This window comes from Pantoea sp. Nvir (assembly GCF_009829915.1).
Lineage (GTDB): Bacteria > Pseudomonadota > Gammaproteobacteria > Enterobacterales > Enterobacteriaceae > Pantoea.
In genome coordinates, this window is sequence record NZ_SZZW01000003.1 from 76,727 (window position 1) to 100,818 (window position 24,092).

Annotated in this window: 17 protein-coding genes; 10 read left to right on the plus strand and 7 right to left on the minus strand. The window is 39.4% G+C overall.

What is annotated here, in order from left to right; translation table 11 throughout:
• Positions 1-1,680: 1,680 nt before the first annotated feature.
• From fbaA to epd, 3 genes are all read right to left on the minus strand, one after another.
• A complete protein-coding gene (gene fbaA, locus FD729_RS03160; protein ID WP_159931835.1) occupies positions 1,681-2,760 on the minus strand; it encodes a class II fructose-bisphosphate aldolase in 1,080 nt (359 codons plus the stop codon).
• Between the two features lie 111 nt (positions 2,761-2,871).
• Positions 2,872-4,041, minus strand: a complete 1,170-nt coding sequence (locus tag FD729_RS03165; protein ID WP_159931836.1) for a phosphoglycerate kinase — start codon at positions 4,039-4,041, stop codon at positions 2,872-2,874.
• A gap of 54 nt (positions 4,042-4,095) precedes the next feature.
• Complete coding sequence (gene epd, locus FD729_RS03170; protein ID WP_159931837.1) at positions 4,096-5,115, minus strand: erythrose-4-phosphate dehydrogenase; 1,020 nt, start codon at positions 5,113-5,115, stop codon at positions 4,096-4,098.
• 1,313 nt (positions 5,116-6,428) lie between these two features.
• Between epd and metK the strand changes: the two genes are divergently transcribed.
• From metK to hemW, 8 genes are all read left to right on the plus strand, one after another.
• A complete protein-coding gene (gene metK, locus FD729_RS03175) occupies positions 6,429-7,580 on the plus strand; it encodes a methionine adenosyltransferase (RefSeq protein ID WP_159931838.1) in 1,152 nt (383 codons plus the stop codon).
• A 433-nt stretch (positions 7,581-8,013) separates the two neighbouring features.
• The gene (locus tag FD729_RS03180; RefSeq protein ID WP_159931839.1) at positions 8,014-9,411 is read left to right on the plus strand and encodes a sugar porter family MFS transporter; all 1,398 of its coding nucleotides are present in this window, start codon (positions 8,014-8,016) and stop codon (positions 9,409-9,411) included.
• Between the two features lie 1,307 nt (positions 9,412-10,718).
• Complete coding sequence (gshB, locus tag FD729_RS03185; RefSeq protein ID WP_159931840.1) at positions 10,719-11,663, plus strand: glutathione synthase; 945 nt, start codon at positions 10,719-10,721, stop codon at positions 11,661-11,663.
• 88 nt (positions 11,664-11,751) lie between these two features.
• Positions 11,752-12,315 (plus strand): YqgE/AlgH family protein, encoded by a 564-nt coding sequence (locus FD729_RS03190; protein WP_159931887.1) that lies wholly within the window; start codon positions 11,752-11,754, stop codon positions 12,313-12,315.
• Positions 12,315-12,731 carry a Holliday junction resolvase RuvX gene (gene ruvX, locus FD729_RS03195; RefSeq protein WP_159931841.1) on the plus strand — a complete coding sequence of 139 codons (417 nt, stop codon included), beginning with the start codon at positions 12,315-12,317 and terminating at the stop codon, positions 12,729-12,731. Before FD729_RS03190 ends, ruvX begins: the two co-directional genes overlap by 1 nt.
• 482 nt (positions 12,732-13,213) lie before the next feature.
• Complete coding sequence (locus FD729_RS03200; protein WP_159931842.1) at positions 13,214-13,918, plus strand: YggS family pyridoxal phosphate-dependent enzyme; 705 nt, start codon at positions 13,214-13,216, stop codon at positions 13,916-13,918.
• 16 nt (positions 13,919-13,934) lie between these two features.
• The gene (locus tag FD729_RS03205; protein ID WP_159931843.1) at positions 13,935-14,489 is read left to right on the plus strand and encodes a YggT family protein; all 555 of its coding nucleotides are present in this window, start codon (positions 13,935-13,937) and stop codon (positions 14,487-14,489) included.
• A 590-nt stretch (positions 14,490-15,079) separates the two neighbouring features.
• Entirely contained in the window at positions 15,080-16,219 is a 1,140-nt protein-coding gene (hemW, locus tag FD729_RS03210; RefSeq protein ID WP_159931844.1) for a radical SAM family heme chaperone HemW, read from the plus strand.
• A gap of 354 nt (positions 16,220-16,573) precedes the next feature.
• On the opposite strand, the gene trmB is transcribed toward hemW, so the two are convergent.
• Positions 16,574-17,293, minus strand: a complete 720-nt coding sequence (trmB, locus tag FD729_RS03215; RefSeq protein WP_159931845.1) for a tRNA (guanosine(46)-N7)-methyltransferase TrmB — start codon at positions 17,291-17,293, stop codon at positions 16,574-16,576.
• Between the two features lie 839 nt (positions 17,294-18,132).
• Between trmB and FD729_RS03220 the strand changes: the two genes are divergently transcribed.
• Together FD729_RS03220 and mltC are read left to right on the plus strand one after the other, a co-directional pair.
• Entirely contained in the window at positions 18,133-18,405 is a 273-nt protein-coding gene (locus FD729_RS03220; RefSeq protein WP_159931846.1) for an oxidative damage protection protein, read from the plus strand.
• Positions 18,406-18,472: 67 nt separating this feature from the next.
• Entirely contained in the window at positions 18,473-19,552 is a 1,080-nt protein-coding gene (gene mltC, locus FD729_RS03225) for a membrane-bound lytic murein transglycosylase MltC (RefSeq protein WP_159931847.1), read from the plus strand.
• Between the two features lie 1,886 nt (positions 19,553-21,438).
• Here mltC and FD729_RS03230 read toward each other — a convergent pair.
• The 3 genes from FD729_RS03230 to FD729_RS03240 are packed head-to-tail and all read right to left on the minus strand — an operon-like array spanning position 21,439 to position 24,049.
• Positions 21,439-21,594, minus strand: a complete 156-nt coding sequence (locus FD729_RS03230; protein WP_204162613.1) for a DUF2474 domain-containing protein — start codon at positions 21,592-21,594, stop codon at positions 21,439-21,441.
• A 20-nt stretch (positions 21,595-21,614) separates the two neighbouring features.
• Positions 21,615-22,619, minus strand: coding sequence for a cytochrome d ubiquinol oxidase subunit II (cydB, locus tag FD729_RS03235; RefSeq protein ID WP_159931848.1), 1,005 nt, complete (start codon positions 22,617-22,619; stop codon positions 21,615-21,617).
• Positions 22,616-24,049, minus strand: a complete 1,434-nt coding sequence (locus tag FD729_RS03240) for a cytochrome ubiquinol oxidase subunit I (RefSeq protein WP_159931849.1) — start codon at positions 24,047-24,049, stop codon at positions 22,616-22,618. Before FD729_RS03240 ends, cydB begins: the two co-directional genes overlap by 4 nt.
• Between the last annotated feature and the right edge of the window lie 43 nt (positions 24,050-24,092).

Here is a 24,092-nt window from a genome sequence, read left to right on the forward strand (position 1 = left end):
TAGGTTAAAGAAAATGAGAGTAGCATAAAACAATACTTAATGAATACAAGAGGCTCTTTTATCAAAAAAGATCGCTTTAGAAGCTTAGAAGCAATCTCAAAGAAAGGACCTCTAAGGTACTTTAAATACCAAAATTACTGTTTATCATATCAAAAAATTTTCTTGGCATAGCAGCTCACTCCCCGTTACCTGCAAAGGGAGGAACAAAAATAAAACGTCAAAATTACTAACCCTTCAGGTACTGGATGGTGATCAATAAACGTAGTTTTAAGCTCGGACTGCATAGGCAGTATACATTATTATTGAGTCTGCATATGATAACGTATCAAGCAGGTAGAAAATTGTTTGGTTAGCCGTAAATATGTAATCAAGTGTGCATGTACCACCTTGCGAGCCAGTAAGGCCAGAAGCGATTAGCACTGTTACACACAATGAGCTGATAGAGAAAAGGAGTAGTTGAGAGATAAGAACATCGTACCACTCCACTGCTATTATCACTAGCAGTGAACTTCTAGACTCTAGAAAGATTTTCTTATCTATTCCTTGCTTCAAAAACTGTACTAGCGTACTTACCGGTGCACCTCAAACTATGCCTTGTCAATCAGCTCGGCACGCTCGAGCTTTACAACCCCCCCCCGTAGTCGCTTTTGCACATCTCAGCAATATGCATTAGGTTTTCTAATATCAAAATTTTGATCTATCATCTGGTGGAGTGAACTACCTCTACCATATTGTTAATTTATTAGAAGTTTTTGTGCAACTTAACGACATGGTTCAACTTGCTGGACAATTCCGTATCCGTAGACTAAATACAAACTGGCAAGCGGAAAACTACTTCATTTAAAGTAGTATGATCTACTCATAGGACTTTGTTACAGAAAGTAGCTTAATACGCTAACTCATCGAAAGACTAATTGCTCACAGCCCTTCTTTCTGTGATACCCAAGATGGCCAAAGGAACAGGATACAGCAGCTTTTTGAGAACAATGCTTAGCAGTCTATTGCTCTAAAAAACAAAACACGCGCCTAAGCATATCCCATTTTCTGAATATTTTACTAGATTCACTAAACTTATTTTATGTAACTTGCTTTTAAAATTATTTTCCAAAAATAAATGTTATTCAGTATTCACTGAATAACACTCACCCGATACCATCACCACACGATTACGCTGTAACACAGATGATTAACCTCTCTTTGGGAGAGGTCATATTTTAGCTCATTTCCAATGAGCAAAGGGGAGAAAATATTCATATTTTTTTATTCAATACCATTCTTTTGCTGAAAAGCAGATATTTGATTCATAACTCATAATAGTCACTCTATTTTTTGATATCTTTAATATTTTTAATATCTTTAATGATTTAATCAAAATAGTACTCGTACCGAGTAGCTTCTCCCATTCTAACATTTTATGTTTTTATGATTTTTTAGTTACGTTTAGCAATGAAAATTAGTTGTATTTTTATACTTTCAGCGCCAATTTCGGCTAACGATAATCCACATCCAATGTACTACCGCCCTCACTAACAGATTGAGACACAATGTGCTTTAGCAGACACAAAACTAGCAAATATAGTCCATTATTGTAGCTCTGATGTTATCAAGACGATAAAAGCTACTCCAAGCTACGTTCTTTGATTAGCGCGATCAGCTAACCAATGGGGAAGATAACTTTATTTATAGACGATCAATGGCATTAAGTTCTTTAAAAGTCTGCTCAAGGCGCATAACCATAGAGGATTGTGCAGCTCTCAACCAGATACGCGGATCATAATATTTTTTGTTTGGGATGTCTGAACCATGTGGATTGCCAAGCTGGCCTTGTAGATACTCTTTATTCTTTTTGTAGTACTGCATGATTCCTGCCCAAGTTGCCCATTGTGCATCGGTATCGACATTCATTTTGATAACGCCATATTTTATCGATTCTTCGATTTCAGCAGCAGAAGAACCGGAACCTCCGTGGAAAACAAAGTTTAGTGAGTTAGGAGGTAAACCATGTTTTTTACATACATATTTCTGCGAATCACGTAAAATAGTTGGCACTAGCTTAATATTACCCTGCTTATAGACGCCGTGCACATTACCGAAAGAAGCAGCGATAGTAAAACTTTTGCTAATTTTGCTTAGTTCAGTATAAGCATAATCTACTTCTTCCGGTTGGCTATAAAATGCCGAAGAGTCAGCATGGCTATTATCTATACCATCTTCTTCACCGCCTGTTATACCCAGCTCTATCTCTAGCGTCATACCTAGCTCCTCCATACGCGCTAGGTATTTGCTACAAATTTTGATATTCTCTTCTAAAGACTCTTTAGAGAGATCGATCATATGGGAAGAGAAAAGAGGTTTCCCAGCTTTCTTGAAATATTCTTCGCCTGCATCCAGCAGGCCATCAATCCACGGCAGTAGTTTCTTCGTGCAGTGGTCGGTATGTAAAATAACTGGCACTCCATACTGTTCAGCCATTAGATGAACATGATATGCGCCTGAAATAGCTCCGAAAACCGCTGCTCCTTGAGTCTTGTTAGTTTTGAACCCTTTACCTGCGATAAATTCAGAGCCGCCGTTAGAAAATTGGACGACAACTGGTGCTTTCGCTTTCGCAGCTGCTTCAAGTACAGCATTGATAGAGTCGGTACCAACGCAGTTTACTGCCGGTAGTGCAAATTTATTATCTTTTGCTACTTGAAATACCTTTTGAATGTCATCGTTAGTGACAATGCCTGGTTTAACTAAATCTAAAATCTTAGACATGGTTGTGTCCTGTTGCTTAACCGACCATCTGCATTAGAGACAGAGCTTTAAAATCCCAAAAAGCAAGAACTCTAGGCAAATGGCCGATAGACGTGTTCCTTCAAAAAAAGATTACTGCTTCGCTCGATTTTCTAATATCTCAACTGCAGGAAGTTTCTTACCTTCTATGAACTTAAGAAACGCACCACCGCCGGTAGAAATATAAGAGATTTTATCTTTAATGTTAAATAGGTCGATAGCTGCTAGCGTATCACCCCCCCCAGCTACAGAGAAAGCTTCACTGTCGGCTATCGCGTTAGCAACAATCTCAGTACCTTTACGGAAATTCGGGAACTCGAACACGCCCACTGGACCATTCCATAGAATGGTCTTTGCTTCTTTTAGCAGCTTTTCTACCTTATGTAACGTTTCATCACCTAGATCCATGATCTCTTCGTTATCGGCAACTGCCGATTTTTTTTTCATAATTGCGGGGGCAGTTTCAGAGAATTCAGTACCAACGCGTAAATCAGATGGAACTGGAATTCCATACTGATCACGTAGGTCTTTCGCTGCTTCGACGAAGTCTGGTTCATATAGAGATTTACCGACTTTATTGTCAATTGCTATAAAGGTATTGGCAATACCGCCTCCAACGATTACTGTATCTGCGATTTTGACTAACGACTGTAGTACGTCGAATTTAGTTGAAACTTTTGAACCGCCTACCACAGCTAACAGCGGTCTTTCCGGATTGCTCATCACTTTACTTAGCGCTTCTAACTCTGCCAAAAGTAAAGGACCTGCACAGGCGATTGAGGCGAATTTGAGAACGCCGTGTGTAGACGCCTCTGCGCGATGTGCAGTACCGAAGGCGTCCATTACGAAGATATCACACAAAGCAGCATATTTTTTTGCTAGAACTTCATCGTCTTTCTTTTCACCCTTATTAAAGCGCACATTTTCTAGTACTACCAGTTCACCAGCACCGACATCGACGCCATCGAGGTAATTTTTTGCTAAAGTAACTTTAATACCATTCAATTCTAGTGTGTTTTTTAAACAGTTAACGACAGGTAACAGCGAGAATTTTTCGTTGTATTCACCTTCAATTGGGCGACCTAGGTGAGAGGTGACCATCACTTTTGCACCTTGTTTCAACGCAGATTCGAGCGTAGGAAGAGAAGCTAAGATACGCGCTTCCGACATGATTTTCCCTTCTTTTAATGGTACATTAAAATCAGCTCGGATCAGAATACGCTTACCCGTTAAGTCCAAATCGGACATTTTAATTACAGACATGGTGAACCCTCTTGTTAATTCTCATAATTTTTGACAAGCGTAAACCGCGCCGCCTTACCTAAACCCGCTTGCAGCCATTGCTAATGTTGTATCTAGCATTCGGTTAGCAAAGCCCCATTCGTTGTCACACCATACTAGTATCTTAATTAAGTGTTGACCACTGACTCGTGTTTGCGTTCCATCTACAATGGCACTGTGTGTGTCATGGTTAAAATCCACCGATACTAACGGTAATTCTGTATAGTCCACTATACCATAGAATGCCTCTTCTGATGCGTTTTGTAGCAGCGAATTAACCTCGTAAATGCCTACTGCCTCATATACGGAAACACTGAGATCAATGGCAGTAACATTAATAGTGGGTACGCGTACTGCAATAGCTTGGAAGCGATCATTAAATTTCGGGAAAATACGGTTAATCCCAGCAGCCAGCTTAGTGTCAACTGGAATAATCGACTGACTGGCTGCGCGTGTACGACGTAGATCGCTATGATGGTTGTCGATTACTTGCTGATCGTTCATCGCCGAGTGAATTGTCGTCACAGTTCCCAACTCTATGCCGAAAGCATCATCTATTAGTTTTATTACTGGTATAATACAGTTAGTAGTACAGGAGGCGTTGGAGACGATGCAGTCAGTCTTTTTAAGGTCTTGTTCATTAACGCCGAATACAACTGTGGCATCAAGATCATTGGTACCAGGATGAGAAAAGAGCACTTTTTTAGCTCCTGCTGCTAGATGCGCTTCACCGTCCTCGCGGCTGCCATAAATACCCGTGCAATCTAGCACGACATCAGTATCAAGCTCTCGCCAGGGTAGTGACAAAATGTCAGTATGATGCAGGAGACGAATTATATCTTCTCCTACCCACAATAGATCGCGCTCTTGCCCTACATTAAAGGCAAAGCGACCATGACTGGTATCATATTTAAGCAGATGTGCCATGCAAGGTGATTCTGCCAGTTCATTAATCGCTGCAACGGTGATTTCATCGCGACGTCCAGTTTCATAGAGTGCACGCAATACATTGCGCCCAATCCGGCCAAAGCCATTTATCCCTACCCGAATGGTCATTTTTCTTTTGCCACTTCTTGCTAAAGAACACGCTAACTTGAACTTTTCATCCTGCTTTGTACAGAATATTTTCGTGCGCCCTGCCAGAAATATGCATGAAAAAGCTCAAGAACAACAATATCCAGCTAAAAAAATCAATTAAAATGATTGAGATCATATATAATCTGACTTATTAGATCTATATGATACTTTCATCATAGTAAGTACTATTACTACCTAGATATTTTCAAGTAAAAGAAATTAGGATGCGCTGCATCTCCTTCTTGCTTTAAAATTTTTTCAATTAACCACACCTGTCCTTGCGCATTAACGTTGTTAATATTAAGGCTAAATATTTAGAAAAAGTCATCAGCAATAACCGGTATTCCATTCGTAAATCAAATCAATAGATCTGATGGAACCCACATGGATTTTGAGTTTTCTCTATTCCACATATGCCAATGTACTCCCCAATTCAGTTTCTATTCTGTTGGAGATAAGATGTCCAACCGATGATCAATAAATAAATAAATATTTATGATGGCTCCTGCTAGTTAGGTGGTATCAAAAGTATATGTTCGTAATCTTTTAGGCATAAGAAGGAATAATAGAATTCTTTTCTAACTTCTTCTAACACACCATCATTTTTTTGAAACGGTTTTATAAAGCCCTACGGTTTTAGGAGACGCAGTAATACTACTCTCATGATAGTGAAATTTTAAATATTTTGTTTATTTAGTACGGACGGACGGTGCTGTAGGATGTGGTGAATATATCCATCGCTAATGTTGCCAATTTCGTTGGTGTCGCAGTGGTTTTGTTCTATGAAGTAACGTTATTCTCTTACAGAATTTTGCTCCTATTATAGTTATTCATGTCAATTTCCTGTATTAAGCGGTGCTTACTCTATTCGATATGTAACGAACCTGTTTGTTGTCAGATATTTCAAGTATTTATTTTTTTGTTTATGAAATGCATGTTTTTTTTATTAGAAATCTGCCATATAAGCATGTAGTCCAGTTTATCTGATATTAAAATTAGGGAATAATGTCCCTTGAATTTTCATGCTTTTAAACCACGTTTTTTTGCTAGGGTTTACAGCATGTTTTCAAAAATGTAAAAATAGAAAAATGGTTGGTATTTCTCATTCATTTCTTAACCTAAAATAGCCGTCCAGATGGTTTTCCGTCTAAAATAGTTAATATTCAGGTAATACCTCCGAGACTCTAACACTGATTAAATTGCTCGCGGTTTCGCCTGAAGGAGCATCAAATAGGTTAACTTGACTTAGACTATGCTGTCGCATTTAAACCATTTGCAAAGTAAGGAACAGAATGGCTAAACACCTTTTTACGTCCGAGTCCGTATCAGAAGGACACCCTGATAAAATTGCCGACCAGATTTCCGATGCCGTGCTAGACGCTATCCTAGAACAGGATCTCGAAGCGCGCGTGGCCTGCGAAACTTACGTAAAAACTGGTATGGTGTTAGTGGGGGGCGAGATCACGACTAGCGCCTGGGTCGATATCGAAGAAATTACTCGCAATACCGTACGTGAAATCGGTTATATTCACTCTGATATGGGCTTTGACGCCAACTCTTGTGCTGTATTAAGTGCTATAGGGAAACAATCACCAGATATCAAACAGGGTGTTGACCGTACTGATCCGCTGGATCAAGGTGCAGGTGATCAAGGCATGATGTTTGGCTATGCCACCAATGAAACTAACGTATTAATGCCAGCTCCAGTGACCTATTCTCACCGTCTAATGCAACGTCAGTCTGAAGTACGTAAAAACGGCATATTGCCATGGTTACGTCCAGATGCAAAAAGTCAGATTACTTTCCAGTATGACCACGGTAAAATTATTGGTATCGACGCTGTAGTACTCTCAACTCAGCACTCGGAAGATGTTGACCAACATACCTTACGCGAAGCAGTAATGGAAGAGATCATCAAACCGGTCCTACCAAGCAAATGGATCAGTGCCAGTACTAAATATCACATCAACCCAACTGGACGCTTCGTTATCGGTGGTCCCATGGGTGACTGCGGTCTGACCGGACGTAAAATAATTGTTGATACCTATGGTGGTTTGGCGCGTCACGGTGGTGGTGCTTTCTCCGGTAAAGATCCATCAAAAGTCGATCGTTCTGCTGCCTATGCAGCGCGCTATGTGGCAAAAAACATCGTTGCAGCTGGTCTGGCCGATCGCTGTGAAATTCAGGTTTCTTATGCTATTGGCGTAGCAGAACCAACCTCTATTATGGTAGAAACCTTTGGTACTGAGAAAATATTAGTTGAGCGGTTAACCTTTCTAATGCGCGAATTTTTTGATCTGCGCCCTTATGGACTAATTAGAATGCTGGATTTATTGCAACCAATCTATAAAGAAACCGCCGCTTACGGTCATTTTGGGCGTGAACACTTTCCTTGGGAAAAAACCGATAAAGCTGTCCAGTTACGCGAAGCAGCTGGTCTGTAAATTTAATTTACTGGATGCACTATTCACTTAATTAAAGAATAATTTTCGTTTTTTATATTTTCTTTATTTATTTATCTTTTTTCTTTGCATTCAAAACTTTTTCTTTTCTTAAAGACATTTCTATGGGTTACCAAAAATTGGTGTTACCGATTACAAATTAAAAATCTTTTTTATCTTATAGTTAGTATTTAATGACTTTTATTTTTTTCTTAAAATAGTTGTTTTATCGTGCTCTAATAGATGATATTTGATGAAATGTTAGAAGTTTATCAAAATTTTACTCTATCTATACATTTAATATTCTCTTGCTGAGAATGTCGAATTTTATTATAAAAAAGTGTGTAACCGATTACATTTGCGTGATCTACATCACTTTTTCATGGGAAAAGTTTTTTTAACATTCAAAAAGTAATCATGAAAAATCGGAGGTATAATGCCCAGTAATGCTCATAAAAGCAGAACGTCAAATAAGGTGATGACCTTTCTTGTCTGTTTTCTTGCGGCCCTTGCCGGCCTATTATTTGGACTTGATATCGGTGTTATCGCAGGCGCGCTGCCGTTTATTACAAAAAATTTCAATGCGACTGCACACCAGCAAGAATGGATTGTTAGCTCAATGATGTTTGGAGCGTCCGTCGGCGCTATCAGCTCTGGCTGGATGTCGTCCCATCTTGGCCGTAAACAGAGTCTAACAGCAGGAGCAATTCTATTTATTATAGGCTCACTTTGGTCTGCTGTGGTGCCTAACCCAGAAATTCTTATCGTTGCACGGGTGGTGCTAGGACTGGCCGTAGGAATTACATCTTATACTGCTCCTCTATATCTATCTGAAATAGCTCCTGAGAATATCCGTGGTAGTATGATTTCGCTCTATCAGTTAATGATTACTATCGGTATTTTTGTTGCTTATCTATCCGACACCGCTTTTAGCGAATCAGGTAACTGGCGCTGGATGCTCGGTATCATTACTATCCCTGCAGTATTATTGCTGTTAGGCGTGATTTTTTTGCCCAATAGCCCACGTTGGCTAGCAACTAGAGGTTACTTCCGCGACGCTCAGCATGTGCTAGATCGCCTACGAGATACTAGCGAGCAGGCAAAACGCGAGCTGGAAGAGATACGTGAGAGCCTGAAAATTAAACAGTCTGGCTGGCAGCTTTTTCAGAGTAATAGCAATTTTCGGCGCACTGTGTTCCTAGGTGTACTATTACAGGTAATGCAACAGTTCACTGGCATGAACGTCATCATGTATTATGCACCGAAAATCTTTGAAATCGCCGGTTTCTCTAATAGTAATGAACAGATGTGGGGTACGGTTATTGTAGGCATGGTCAACGTTCTGGCCACTTTTATTGCTATAGGATTGGTAGACCGCTGGGGACGTAAACCAACGCTAATACTAGGATTTTTAGTGATGGCATTCGGCATGGTAGTCCTTGGTACTATGCTACATACCGGTATCCATTCACAAGAAGAGCAGTATTTTTCTATCGCTATGCTGCTGATATTTATCCTTGGCTTCGCTATGAGTGCTGGCCCACTTATCTGGGTACTTTGCTCAGAGATACAGCCGTTAAAAGGCCGTGATTTTGGAATTACCGTATCTACTACTACCAACTGGATTGCTAATATGATCGTCGGTGCAACTTTCCTTACCATGCTGAATACGATGGGCAATGCCCTAACTTTCTGGTTCTATGCGCTGCTGAACGTCTTATTTATTCTGCTGACGGTGCTACTGATCCCGGAGACAAAAAATGTTTCTTTGGAACATATCGAGCGTAACTTGATGTCCGGTAAAAAACTGCGTGATATCGGCTCTCAAGATTAACATTCCTGCGCTATAACACGAAGGCGGGGCTGTAAAGCCCACCTTTATATTGGACTGTATTCTCTTTATTCTCTTTCTATATCACTCATGGATTCCAACATAGGGAGATATTTTCTATTGTCGTTGTTTTTTTTGCAGGTGTCCCTCTAATATAATACTCATAGTGCTATTCTTTAAAACTTGCCAATCATAAAACTGTAACACTCTAGCAGCATTATTTCTAGAGAAATAGAAGTGTACTTTACTTTTGATGCGGTGCTTTTTTATTATAAATCATTGAAAATATTTTTATAATACACATCACTATATCAATTAAATTGATACCCCCAAGCGTGCACCAACACTCCCTACCATCGCCTAATATTAGTAGCAATACTACTTAACGCATGATATCACATCACTGTGAGTGATGTAGTAAAGATGAGTATCTTTACGTGACTTGCAAAAACCTGTTATCAGTTAATAACTGTTCTCTAACTTTCTTTAGCTGAAATGCATCTCTTAATGAATCTGCATTCTCACTACCACCATTTTTTAATTTTTTATTTATCGAGCATAATTTAAAATTATGCAATATAAATCAATATTATGCTAGATTTAGCATAAAAACAGATTAAAAATAAGCATGTTAAAAACATCCTGTAGCGAGTAATCCCAGTCCACATATTCTACTGGGGTGCGAACCAACACCACCTTAACTTGTGTGTAAGGTAATCATAATCCTTGTATTATGCAGCAGGTTTGTTAGTGTTAAAATTAATGAGTGAAAATATCTTTTCTACAATTTTTCCGTTCTTAGATTTCAGGAGATGTATAAAAGTTCGTATCACATATTATTCTGAACTATTAGGTAGTAGATAAGTAGCAATCATAGATAAGTAGGATAAAAACGTCTTAATAAGATTAGCTACGTACTGTGCGTGTGATAACTGTAGAGTCTGGAACTTTATAAGAACGATAAAGTAACTTTTGCAACAGGATCATTTTTGATGATAGAAAGATGTATCAAAAAAATAATAAGCTTCCTGAACATCGGTCTGACAATCGCGAGTTCCATCTTTTTTTACATCTCACCCAATTTAAGACAATGCAAAGTAAAGACAGATGCTAAAAACTATTAAAAGATTATTGGTAGACTTTGCCTACACCTAATATGTTCTTAACCATATACTATGAATTTAACTGAAAAGTACTTTATAATACATGATTCTAGAATTAATACATAATTCTAGAATTAAGCATTTTAACTAAAGTCAGCGACCATGACCTTATGGAAATAGTAAAGACCGTGTTTCTAAGGAAGAACAATGATTAAAATTGGCATCGTTATGGATCCTATAGCGTCCATTAACATTAAAAAAGATACCAGCTTCGCCATGTTGCTAGAAGCACAGCGCCGTGGTTATGAAATTCACTATATGGAAATGACCGATCTTTCTATTTGCTGCGGTGTTTCACATGCTCGTACTCGTTTGATGCATGTTGAGCGGAACTTTAAAAAATGGTATGAATTTGGCAGAGAGCAAGATATCATGCTAGCCGATCTCAATGTAATCCTGATGCGTAAGGATCCGCCGTTCAATACCGAGTTTATCTACATCACCTACATCTTAGAGCGCGCAGAAGCACAAGGTACATTAATCATTAATAAGCCGCAAAGTTTACGTGACTGTAACGAGAAACTCTATACTGCCTGGTTTCCCGAATTTACACCGAATACATTAGTAACTTGCAGTAAAGAAAAACTGTACGCATTTTGGCAAAAACATGGCGATATTATTATAAAACCGCTAGATAGTATGGGTGGCGCGTCTATTTTCCGTGTAAAGCAGGATGACCATAATTTTGGTGTGATTACAGAGTTAATGACCCACTATAGTTCATGTTTCTGTATGGCGCAAAATTATCTGCCAGAGATTAAAGAAGGTGACAAACGTGTTCTGGTAGTCGATGGTGAACCGGTTCCTTATTGTCTAACCCGCATCCCTCAGAGAGGGGAAACTCGCAGCAACCTCGCCGTAGGTGGTCACGGAGAGGCACGTCCATTAAGCAAAAGCGACTGGGATTTGGCACGTCGCATAAGTCCAACACTAAAATCAAAAGGATTGATTTTTGTAGGCTTGGATATAATTGGTGATAAACTTACTGAAGTAAACGTCACCAGCCCCACATGTGTATGTGAAATCGAAGCTGCATTCCCGATCTCCATCACAGGTATGTTGATGGACGCTATTGAAAAACGTCTAGGATGAGCTTAACCCTGGAGCTGGGATCCGTCGTGGCCAACCTAAAGCAGCATATTCACTCTGCGCTCGTCCTTTTTTGGTACATCGAATGAGAATAAATCTACAACATCATTTTTTAATCGCCATGCCTTCGCTAGAAGATCTTTTTTTTAGGCGTTCTGTGGTTTATATTTGCGAGCACAATGAAGAGGGCTCGATGGGTTTAATTATTAATAAACCGCTAGAAAATCTAACAGTTGAAGACATTTTAAAAAAAATGAAAATTAATACCGGTGGGCGTGACTCTACGATTTCTTTGGATAAACCGATATTTATCGGGGGGCCTTTAGCTGAGGATCGTGGTTTTATCCTTCATTCCGCACAACGTACCTTCTCATCCAGCATCCGTATTTCTGATACCACAGTGATTACTACTTCACGCGACGTACTGGAATCGCTCGGTACCGCTTCGCGGCCTGAGCATGTACTAGTTGCACTAGGCTACTGTGCCTGGAAGAAAGATCAGCTAGAGGCTGAACTCATGGAGAACGCCTGGCTTACCACGCCCGCTGATAGTAATGTTTTATTTCAAACGCCGATTGCTGAACGCTGGCGTGAAGCAGCGCGCGGTATAGGCATTGATATCCATAGCATTACCAGTAATGCTGGGCACGCTTGATGTCGACAAAAATCCTTTTATGCTTTGATTTCGGGACTAAAAATATCGGCATTGCAGTCGGTCAGCTGTTTACCGGTAATGTTCGCCCTCTTAACGCTTTGAAAGCACAAGACGGTACTCCTGACTGGATGCAGATAGAGAAGTTATTAAAAGAGTGGCAGCCCGATTACCTCGTGGTAGGCCTTCCGCTTAATATGGATGGATCTGAGCAATACCTCACTTCTCGTGTACGTAAGTTTGCTAGATGTCTACATGATCGCTTCGATATTCGCGTCGAGCTACAGGACGAGCGTCTTAGCACTGTCGAAGCACGCTACTGCCTATTTGAACGCGGTGGATACCGTGCGCTGAATAAATACTCGGTAGATTCTCATGCGGCTGCTATTATTTTGCAAGATTGGCTAGAAATAAATTGATATTTCTGTTATGGAATGGAGTTCTATGTATGTCAGTGCGCTTACTGCAGTACTGAAATTCACTGCAATTAACATAATACTTTCTAGTGTTCCACCCTACTCTAAAAAAAACCCCTTCAAAGATCGTTAGTCGAACACTTATGCTGTACGCATAAACATTCTTTCATAACCATGTGCCAACTGCATATGTATGTGCATTAGTCTAATTACGGCCAATCAATAAATAATGTGCTATTGTCTATTACACGCTATATTTGTGCAACATAGTAATATTAAAAAATAGCCTGCTCCCAGTAATAGTTAATGTTTGGTGAATAGTGTATTGCTATAACGGTAGTGCGCCGATCCAGATAATTCGGGTGTCTTAACCCAATACAGCATAATCGCTCCATTATATAAATTTGAAGCGTATAAAAACGGTGCTTTATTTTACAATAAAAGGTACCACAATTTCTTCTATATCAATTAATAATTTTGTGACTATGAGTTCAATCCAGCATAACTTACAGAAAATACGTCAACGAATCTACCTTGCTGCAAAGCAATGCGGACGCGATCCCGAAGAAATCACACTAGTTGCAGTAAGTAAAAGTAAACCTACAGGCGCAATCAAAGAAGCTATAGCTACCGGACAACTCGCATTCGGTGAAAATTACGTACAAGAAGGAGTCGCAAAGATTACAGCTCTGACCACACTTCCTGGTATACAGTGGCACTTCATCGGACCGTTACAAGCTAATAAAAGCCGTCTAGTAGCAGAACACTTTAATTGGTGCCATACCGTTGACAGTCAAAAGATTGCTCAACGCCTTAGTGATCAGCGCCCAATTATTCTACCGCCGCTAAATGTATTGATTCAAATAAATATTAGTAATGAAAATAGTAAATCTGGAATCATGTTAGATGCTTTACATATATTGGCGCAGAAAGTTTCAGAATTGCCACGATTGCATCTGAGGGGATTGATGGCTATCCCAGCTCCTGAGGATGACTATCAGCTTCAGCTGGAGGCGTGTCAGATGACGACTAACACCTTTCATCATTTAAAGCAATACTATCCTGAAGTTGATACGCTCTCTTTGGGAATGAGTAAGGATATGGAGGCGGCTATTACTGCAGGTAGTACAATGCTACGTATTGGCACCGCAGTTTTTGGCGTGCGGGACTATGTATCCAATACTCAATAATGATTGAGGGAACCTAATGTTCACATTGACGTTTTTAGTCAACACATTAATCGACCTGTACATGATGATGCTATTGTTGCGTGTTTGGATGAAGTATTTGCGTTGTGATTTTTATAATCCATTTTTGCATTTCGTACTCCAAATTACACAACCGATTATCAAGTCACTACACCGTATTATCCCAGATATCGGTTCGATTGATAGCGCTTCGCTGTTTCTGGCATTTATGCTAGCAACTCTGAAATATCCAATTTTGCTACTAATGCATGTAGGCGTCTTTTCAATGGACGCTACAAACTTTCTGGTAGGGCTACTAGCTCTGCTAAAGTCTACTGGTTATTTGGTATTTTGGGTCATAATTATTCGTTCACTAATGAGCTGGATTAGCTCAGGACGTAGCCCTTTGGATTATATACTAATTCAGCTAACTGAGCCGCTAATGGCACCGATTCGCCACATCCTGCCTGTAATAAGCGGTATCGATTTTTCCGCTATGATTGTAATTCTAATACTTTATGCCCTAAATTTTCTCGGCATGGACTTATTCCCAAGCCTCTGGTATCTGCTTTAAAAAAACACTGATACTATTATATAAAAAATTACGCTACTGGAAATTCCAGTAAATTACATGAATTAATGGAGATAGTTACCACCTTTAATTCAATTTCGATATCGTAGCTAAACCCGCACTAGGAATGGAGTCAATAAAATACTAGACTAACCTTTATGAAAATTACCATTATGAGAGTATACTATAAATGCAGAAAACTAGATTCTTCAGAGATGGCTAGAAACATCCTTATGGAGATAAGCATGATGTGTAACACTAGATAATTAATTAGGGTACAAGATAGTTTTGAGAAAATTAAAACATGAAAATGCCAGAAAAATTTCTGGATGGCGATCATCAAGAATATTTCTAATATATGTTAGTTAGTAGTCCCACACTATGTGAAAAATCCGACATCTCTAGCATTTTTATGGCACTTGTGCAGATGGCATAAGTCGCATCTTCGCCTCTAAATCCTTCTTTAGCTACAATCTTGTTTTCTAAGTACTAACTAAGCTAGGCACAACCGCTGCTAAATTGATCATAATCAAAACACAATGTTTTTTATCATCATAAGAACGCATTGATAATTCTGCTAGAAGTAATGTGCAATGTATAATTTACCGCCGCTAAGCCTTTATATCCACATTCCGTGGTGCGTCAAAAAGTGTCCCTACTGCGACTTCAATTCCCATGTGTTAAAAGACGAGGTGCCTCATATTGAATATGTACAACACCTACTACGAGATCTGGAAAACGATTTACTGCTAACAAACGGTCGCGAAGTACGTACTATTTTTATTGGAGGTGGGACACCTAGTATAATGAATAGCGACTCAATACATATACTAATGGAAGGTACTCGGGCGAGGGTGCCGCTGGCGGCCGATGCAGAAATCACCATAGAAGCTAACCCGAGCACTGTAGAAGCTAAGCGCTTTAGCGCATATCAACAGGCAGGGATTAACCGTATCTCTATTGGAGTGCAGAGCTTTAGTCCACAAAAGCTAGCGATATTAGGGCGTATTCATAGCGTAAAAGAGGCAAAACATGCTGCATATCTTGCAGATAGAATGCAGCTACGTAGCTTTAATCTCGATTTAATGCATGGCCTACCAAAGCAGTCGCTGGAGGAAGCGCTAAACGACCTTCATCAGGCTATTATGCTTAATGCACCACATCTTTCTTGGTATCAACTGACCATTGAACCCAATACACTGTTTAGCTCTCAACCACCGATACTACCACACGATGATACGTTATGGGATATCTTTAAGCAAGGTGATAACCTTCTTACTACTGCTGGCTATCAGCAGTATGAAATCTCATCCTATGCAAAACCAGGCTACCGCTGCGAGCATAATCTTAATTACTGGCGTTTTGGAGACTATCTTGGCATTGGGTGCGGTGCACACGGTAAGCTGACTCAGATGAATGGACTTATCGTACGTACTGTCAAAACGCTACATCCACATAGTTTTATGCAAGGTCGCTATCAGGACAAACAGTATGAGATTTTGGATGCGGAGAAGCCATTCGAGTATTTTATGAACCGCTTCCGCCTATTTGAAGATGTTCCGCACGAAGAATTTACTCACTATACTGGCCTACACAAACAGACAATTCAATCGCAGATGGATAAGGCAATAACCGCTGGATACGTAGTTGAAAGTGAAACGCACTGGAAGATCACCGATAAAGGCAGATTATTTTTGAATTCTTTGTTGGAATTTTTCCTATCAGAAGAGTAGTCGTGCAAGATATTAAAAGCCTGCACACGGATGATATCCTTGTAAAATTCAAGTTTTCTATATAAAAAGAAGTTTGGCACGGTCAATTTGTAAGAGGATGATTTTTTTTATGATTAAGATATACTACTTAAGTTAGTAGTATATTACTCGCTCTCGTACAGAGTCCTTCAGATAATTTTCAAAGTAAAATTTTTTAAATTTTATTGCGACTTGATAATATCTTTCTATGAATTAATCATTTTTAATTTCCCTTAAGATTGCTTAAGGATAGGGTTATTTATTAACGCCGTTAATGGGATTCTTTTACTAAAAATTCATCTTCAATACCACAATACCTACTACTTTGTGTAAGTATTATTTCACTCTTTCAAAAATTAAGTCCCAAATTCCATGGCCTAGTTGCTGTCCACGCTGCTCAAATTTTGTTACTGGTCGTACCTGAGGATACGTTATATATTCCTGTTTTTTCGAATTATTTTTATAGCCGTCAATATTATTCATTACTTCCAACATATGTTTAGCGTAGATTTCCCAATCGGTTGCTATGTGGAATACTCCTCCTATCTTTAGCTTATGCATTACCATCTTGGCGAACGGCACCTGTACAATACGGCGTTTATTATGGCGAGCTTTGTGCCAAGGATCCGGAAAGAAGAGCTGCACTACACTTAACGAATTATCCGATATCATCTTCTCAAAGACTTCTACTGCGTCATGATATATCAAACGTAAATTCTCTACACCCTTCTCTTTAGCCGAAGCGAGGCAAGAGCCCACTCCAGGAGCATGCACTTCAATACCAAAGAAGTTTTGCTGGGGATTATTCTGTGCCATAGTTACAAGTGAATCGCCCATGCCAAAGCCAATCTCTAGTACAACCGGCTTATTGCGTCTAAAAAGGCGCGTCATATCGAGTATTTCAGGTTGAAATTCTATGCCCATCTCTGGCCAGTATTTATCGAGCGCCAGCTGTTGCCTTTTCGTCAACCGCCTCTGGCGACGTACAAAACTACGAATACGGCGTAATGGCAACCCATTATTATCAAATTCCGAGGTGATAACGTTATTAATCATGATATATCTCTATTTAAAGGTAGGAATATAATGTAAATTTATAAATAAAAATAAGCATTGAAATCATGTTTAAATTGATAATTTAACCTATATAATGAAGAAAGACTTACTAAGTATAAAGCAATGAGTAGAAATTTCCTTCATATGCAGCAGATGTTAGAATGGTACCAATAACTTAGACGCAAAAGCCTACTATGGTAGCAAGCAAAATCACCTGACAATGTTTGAGTCTCTAAAGTGATGATACAAAAGATTCAGGTTAAATTGATCCCTTATTTTAATTAAGGGCCTTATGCTACATTTCCTCCTATAAGGAGGCAATGTAGCTGTAGCGTCACTTGAAAAATGCTAAATTTGCCTACTAAATAAGAGCTATTATGCTTACCTTAACTAAGGTTAGACAAGTTATTACGGCAAAAAACTCACAAGGCGTTGCTAGTTCATTACATCTTATTTTTGTTGTTACAGGATGGGGGGGAAACCGTCTGGTTAGAATAGAGGTTACCAGCAGGGTTATAGTGTAGACTATTATGTTTTTTGCGGTTCATTACCGAATAAGGTGATACACAACTGGCTACATGCGAGTGGTATTCATACAAAACTGAGATATTAAATGCATTTCACCATACCTTCAGTCATTTTCATCTAGATATTGTACCAATTTAAGTATTATTGTTATCTGCCGGGCCAAATGATGGAAGAACCTACTTGTCTTTTGTATAACTTGGCTGGGCTAACATTCAGTAGGGCTTGCAGTTCCGATTCAACGAATTTTATACAAGTTGCGTTCTCTACAAAAAATTGGCCTTGTACCCCTATAAAATTAAAGAGGAAAAGTGATGAGTCGCATTATTTTTTGCACTTATCTACAGCGCGATGCTGAAGGTCAGGATTTTCAGCTATACCCAGGCGAACTAGGAAAGCGCATATATAACGAAATATCTAAGGAAGCCAGTAAGATGTGGATGGTAAAACAGACCATGTTAATTAACGAGAAGAAACTCAACATGACTAATCCAGAAGACCGTAAGGTTCTCGAGCAGGCAATGATAAATTTCCTGTTTGAAGGCAAAGAGGTTCATACAAAAGGCTACACGCCACCAGAAGCATAATTTTATGGTACCTTAGAACTTAGGTCCCTCTCTTCCGGGTTAAGCAGGCTTTTACCACGCATTTACAATGAAGAAGATATTATGTGCACTGTTGGTGATCGCTCCGCTTTTGGTTTCCTGCTCAAGTAAAAAATCTTCGCAATACCAAAAAGAATGGATTAAAGATACCAATAGTTTTGATATTTTAATGGGCCAGTATGCTCACAACATCGAGCATACTTGGGGTACCAATGAGGTCCTAGTTGCTGGACCAAAGGATTATGTTAAATACAGCGACAACTATTATACCCGTAGTCACATTAATTTTAAAAACGGTAACATTACTATCGAGACAATTTCCGCTACTAATCCAATAGCTCACCTTAGACAAGCTATCATTGCCACACTGCTGGTTGGTGACGATTCCCTCGATATTAACCTTTATTCCGATTCTAATAATAACGTGATTAGTAAAGAGCCATTACTCTATGGTCAGGTACTGGACAATACTAACCAGCCTATTCGCTGGCAGGGCCGTGCAAGTAATTTTGCCGATTATCTCCTACAACATAAATTGCAATGTCGCGTCTCCGACCTACATGTAATTTATTCAGTGACTATGCTGATGGTGCCTAATCATCTTGATAAACGTGCACATAAGTTCCTACCTATGGTGCATAAAGCCGCTGGTGTGTATGATGTTGATGTGTCTCTGATTCTTGCGATCATGCAGACTGAATCAAGCTTTAATCCTTATGCGGTAAGCCATTCTGATGCGCTTGGCCTGATGCAGGTAGTACAGCACACAGCAGGTGTCGATGTATTTCGTATGAAGGGCAAGTGGGGCAAGCCAAGTCGTAACTATTTACTCGACCCAGAGAACAATATAGACACTGGAACCGCCTACCTTTCTCTGTTGCAAAAAAGTTATTTGGGTGGCATCCATGATCCTTTATCGCGCCGTTATGCAGTTATTACTGCTTACAATAGTGGTGCGGGCAGTGTGCTACGTGTCTTCTCCAGCTATAGAGATCGTGCTTTTAATGTAATTAATAATATGTCGCCCAGCCAAGTTTATAACATTCTAATGACAAGGCATCCTTCTGTAGAATCACGGCGCTATTTATATAAAGTAAGCATGGTACAACATAGTTACCATCGATACTAATAGGCAATTTATTTAATGTACGCAATTAATTTGGTAGTTACCGAACTATATCGCGGGTGTATTACATTAGGCAACCTGACAAGTTTTAATCTAGACTTTGACTTTGATATTTTCCTAGCAAGAGCTGATGGCTAATACCTTGCCGTGAACCAACAGCCACATATGAATTTTTATTCTTTCTGTTAATAAAATAATGAAGAAATTATAGAAAAAGTTTTTTATAGAAGCATGCGATAGTTGCGGTATACTCGGACTGTAATAATTATGTATTAATTAATACAATAATAAATCTGTATGTTTTGTTTTATGAACATCTGGAGCCAAAGAGGCGCACTTACAGCTAGTTAGTAAGATACTAACGCCTAAATTATTAGGCAAGGGGCTTGTTAGCTCCTACAGAATTCCGCTAGCGCTAACAGTTACTTTTTAAATTATAGAGGGGGAAATTTTATAGCTTATGAATACATATAAATTATAAACCTTCTGGTGACAGCCAGCCCCATCTTTATATTAACCTCGGCATTAACTCAGTGGAACATCTTTAAATCATTAAAAATAATTTAAAGGTATCGCGGATATTTTTTTACATACTACTTAAATTGAGTCAACACCTATACTAGATTATTTATCTGGATATTTGTGGGTGTTTTGTCAGTAAGTAGTATTTCTCTAGACCAAGATAACACTGTTCTTTAGTAAACAGTCTTACAAGGAATACTAAAGTTGGCGAGCTGCCATCTTTCCTACGTATGGTACAGCTAAATCATGACATTTTATGTTTTCAAGTCAAAAAATGAAACAGCTTCTGTTAAAGCATCCTGCTAAAACTTGCTATCCTTGCATTAAGGCATGCTGTCTCCAAAAAATAACTTCAGATGTAGTATTAGTAGAGACTAAGGTCTTACTATATAATTAGTATTATATCAGTTTGTTCTTAAAGTACACCAAATAGAGAGCTAAGTTTCATGCGTTTTGTATTATTATTTCAAATATAAATGTTTTCTTAATAAATAAAGCAAAACAAGCCTATTAATCGCATCCTCTTAGAATGGGGATGCAGTAATGAAATTAATATTGAGCAGTTTTTAGGTAAAAAAACATGGAGAAACTCCACTTCTTATTGGCATAAAAAGTAGACTGAATTGTATCATTATCTACTTGTAAAATTAGCCATATTTAATACATTGTCCATTTAACATTAGAATTATTCTACTTTTTAAAAGTAAGAAAAAACTTCTATGAAGAATAGTATACGAAAGTAAATAAAATTACTTGCTTTACATTAAAATACAAAGATGTAATTGATATATTCCATAAAAGCGTAATTATGTACTAATTTTGGCGGATTAAAGGTGTTGATTTAATCATGCACGTCTTTTATTCTCTTCTATTTTTCATTGACAAAAGAGTGAGCCTTTAAAAACAGTTCCGACTGTTACCTAAATAGAGGATTCGAAAAAACACATTAATCCGGCACAGGAGAGACCCCCCCTCTTCTGTGCCGGATTAATTAAGGTTGCTTGCTATGTTTAGCATACGCATACATACTACAAATAAAGGTAAAATTATTGTGATGGCGCTGAAAATAATGTACGACAACTCGAGAGTTGTACCAGTAACTGCTGACCGGCACTAAGAGTAGCTATCTGTAGCCGAAGCACTATGATTGTTGTCCACCCAGCACAATATAACATACTAACTTCATTGATGGGAGCAGACCGGACGTCCTATTATGCTGTAACATCAATTTTTATTCTCTTCGTAATCACTTATTTAATTTTTAATATTCGCTCCAGAACCCATACCAATTACCGCAGAATGATTTTCTTTCCAGTTCGTAATATCCATTTGTCAAAACCTCTACGACTTTTCTAGAATTAAAAGCATTAGTGGATTTTCATGCCAGCTGCAGTCATCATTATACGTAACAAACTAGCCACGATACCAAGTGCCAACACACTTGCTCCATAGATCAACACTAACCATAGAATACGTTTCCACAATGTAGATCTATTTTGATTTTGGTTTTCAACATTTTCCATCTCATTTTGAATATTGCATATCAATGGTATCCTTCTTCCATTTTTATTTTTCCTCGGAACACATAGTAACTCCAGAAAGTATAGCCAAGGATAATTGGAATAATTAGTAGACTACCTATTAGCATAAAGACCTGGCTAATTGCTGGAGCAGCTGCTTGCCAGATAGTGATGGAAGGGGGCACAATATTTGGCCACACGCTGATGCCAAGACCGGAAAATCCTAAGAAAATTAGTGCTAGAGTTAACAGGAACGGTAAGTAATGCGCTTTGCACTTGGTTGTACGAATAATACCCCATGAACAAAGTAGCACTAGAACTGGGACTGGTAGAAACCAGAACAAATTTGGAAAACTAAACCAACGGTGCCGGATAGCTTCATGACTGAACGGTGTCCAGAGACTAATAATGCCAATTACCACCAACAGTGCAATCACCAACGGTGTTACCAACGCAGACATTTTCCGATGCAGGTCATCATCAGTTTTCATAGTAAGCCAAGTACAACCTAGCAATGTGTAAGCGATTATTAAACTTACTCCACAAAAAAGTGGGAAAGGCGCCAGCCAGTCCATTACGGATCCACTAAAGTGACGGTCTATCACAGGAATACCATCTATCATCGCTCCAACTACGACTCCCTGGCTAAAGGCTGCGAGGATGGAACCTGCCATAAAGGACTTGTCCCAGAATGGACGATGCGTTTCCGTTGCTTTAAAGCGAAACTCAAAAGCTACACCACGGAAGATTAGACCAATCAGCATCGCTGTCAACGGAATCGAGAGAGCATCAGCAACGACAGAGTAAGCAAGGGGAAACGCCCCATACAAGCTTGCTCCTCCTAGAACTAACCATGTTTCATTACCGTCCCATACCGGTGCTACGGTGTTAACCATCACGTTACGTTCGATCGGATCTTTGTTAAAAAAGAACAGCGACCCGATACCGAGATCAAAACCATCCATAACTATATACATCAAGGTAGCAAAAACAATAATCGCAAACCAGATAATGGAAAGATCAATCATTCTGTTTCCCCCTCCTCGTGCAGATCGTTCAGGCTTCCATATGCTGCAGATAGTGGACGAGCTGGGGTTTTACTATGACCTGGACCACCATAACGCACATCTTTACCTTCGCCTGTAATCGGCCCTTTCTGAACTAGACGAATCATATAGATGCAACCCACGCCAAATACTGCAGAGTAAACAAGGATAAAGGCTACTAGGCTAACGCTCATGTGAAGAGTATTGCGGCCTGATACTGCATCAATAGTGCGTTGCACTCCGTAAATTACCCAAGGCTGACGACCAATCTCAGTGGTAAACCAGCCTGCTAACAACGCAATCAGCCCAGAAGGTCCCATCAACAGAGTAAACCATAAAAATGGACGTGATTGATAGATACGACCTTTATAACGTAGCCACAGACTGACCAAGCCAAGCGTAATCATTAGCAATCCCATAACCACCATTATGCGGAATGACCAGAAAATAATCAGCGAATTAGGACGATCTTCTTTCGGGAAGCTTTTCAACGTCATCAACTGTTTGTCCAAACTGTGGTTCAATAGCAAGCTGCCAAGGTAAGGAATTTCCAGAGCGTATTTAGTACGCTCCTCATTCATGTCAGGAATTCCGAATAGAATTAGAGGTGTTGCTTTACCAGGTAAATTTTCCCAGTGTCCTTCAATCGCAACAATCTTCGCCGGCTGATACTGTAAAGTATTTAGCCCATGAAGATCACCTATAATCGCCTGAATTGGGGATACAACTATCGCCATCCAGAGTGCCATAGAAAACATCGTACGGATAGCACGGTTATTGTTGCCGCGTAGCAAATGCCATGCACCAGACGCCCCGACAAAAAATGCGCTGGAAAGAAATGCTGCTACTGACATATGGAACAGACGGTACGGGAACGATGGATTAAAAATTATTTTCAACCAATCTTCAGGTACCATAATGCCGTTTTGGATAAGATAGCCTTGCGGTGTATGCATCCAGCTATTGGAGGCAATAATCCAAAAGGTAGAGATGAGTGTACCTAGCGCCACCATACAAGTAGCTAAAAAATGCAAGCCAGGACCGACACGGTTCCAGCCAAATAGCATTACGCCGAGAAATCCTGCTTCAAGAAAGAAGGCAGTTAGCACCTCATAGGTAAGGAGAGGGCCGGTGATACTGCCTGCGAATTGAGAGAATCCACTCCAGTTAGTGCCGAACTGGTATGCCATTACCAAACCGGATACTACGCCCATACCAAAGTTAACAGCAAATACCTTGGACCAGAAGAGATAGAGGTCGCGATAAGTTTCGTCACGGCTTTTTAGCCACATACCCTCAAGAACTGCTAAAAAACTGGCAAGACCGATGGTAATAGCTGGGAAAATTATGTGAAAGGAGACAGTAAAAGCGAACTGTATCCTAGCCAAGTGAAAAGCGTCTAATCCGAACATTTATGACCTCGTTGCTCTCTATAACACTATATATTTGTATATA

Coding starts and splice junctions, on each gene's coding strand:
- FD729_RS03180 (WP_159931839.1), top strand. CDS start 8,014: ATGCCCAGTAATGCTCATAAAAGCAGAACGTCAAATAAGGTGATGACC.
- FD729_RS03220 (WP_159931846.1), top strand. CDS start 18,133: ATGAGTCGCATTATTTTTTGCACTTATCTACAGCGCGATGCTGAAGGT.
- FD729_RS03240 (WP_159931849.1), bottom strand. CDS start 24,049: ATGTTCGGATTAGACGCTTTTCACTTGGCTAGGATACAGTTCGCTTTT.
- FD729_RS03200 (WP_159931842.1), top strand. CDS start 13,214: ATGAGTTCAATCCAGCATAACTTACAGAAAATACGTCAACGAATCTAC.
- gshB (WP_159931840.1), top strand. CDS start 10,719: ATGATTAAAATTGGCATCGTTATGGATCCTATAGCGTCCATTAACATT.
- hemW (WP_159931844.1), top strand. CDS start 15,080: ATGTATAATTTACCGCCGCTAAGCCTTTATATCCACATTCCGTGGTGC.
- trmB (WP_159931845.1), bottom strand. CDS start 17,293: ATGATTAATAACGTTATCACCTCGGAATTTGATAATAATGGGTTGCCA.
- mltC (WP_159931847.1), top strand. CDS start 18,473: ATGAAGAAGATATTATGTGCACTGTTGGTGATCGCTCCGCTTTTGGTT.
- ruvX (WP_159931841.1), top strand. CDS start 12,315: ATGTCGACAAAAATCCTTTTATGCTTTGATTTCGGGACTAAAAATATC.
- FD729_RS03205 (WP_159931843.1), top strand. CDS start 13,935: ATGTTCACATTGACGTTTTTAGTCAACACATTAATCGACCTGTACATG.
- epd (WP_159931837.1), bottom strand. CDS start 5,115: ATGACCATTCGGGTAGGGATAAATGGCTTTGGCCGGATTGGGCGCAAT.
- cydB (WP_159931848.1), bottom strand. CDS start 22,619: ATGATTGATCTTTCCATTATCTGGTTTGCGATTATTGTTTTTGCTACC.
- FD729_RS03165 (WP_159931836.1), bottom strand. CDS start 4,041: ATGTCTGTAATTAAAATGTCCGATTTGGACTTAACGGGTAAGCGTATT.
- metK (WP_159931838.1), top strand. CDS start 6,429: ATGGCTAAACACCTTTTTACGTCCGAGTCCGTATCAGAAGGACACCCT.
- FD729_RS03230 (WP_204162613.1), bottom strand. CDS start 21,594: ATGGAAAATGTTGAAAACCAAAATCAAAATAGATCTACATTGTGGAAA.
- fbaA (WP_159931835.1), bottom strand. CDS start 2,760: ATGTCTAAGATTTTAGATTTAGTTAAACCAGGCATTGTCACTAACGAT.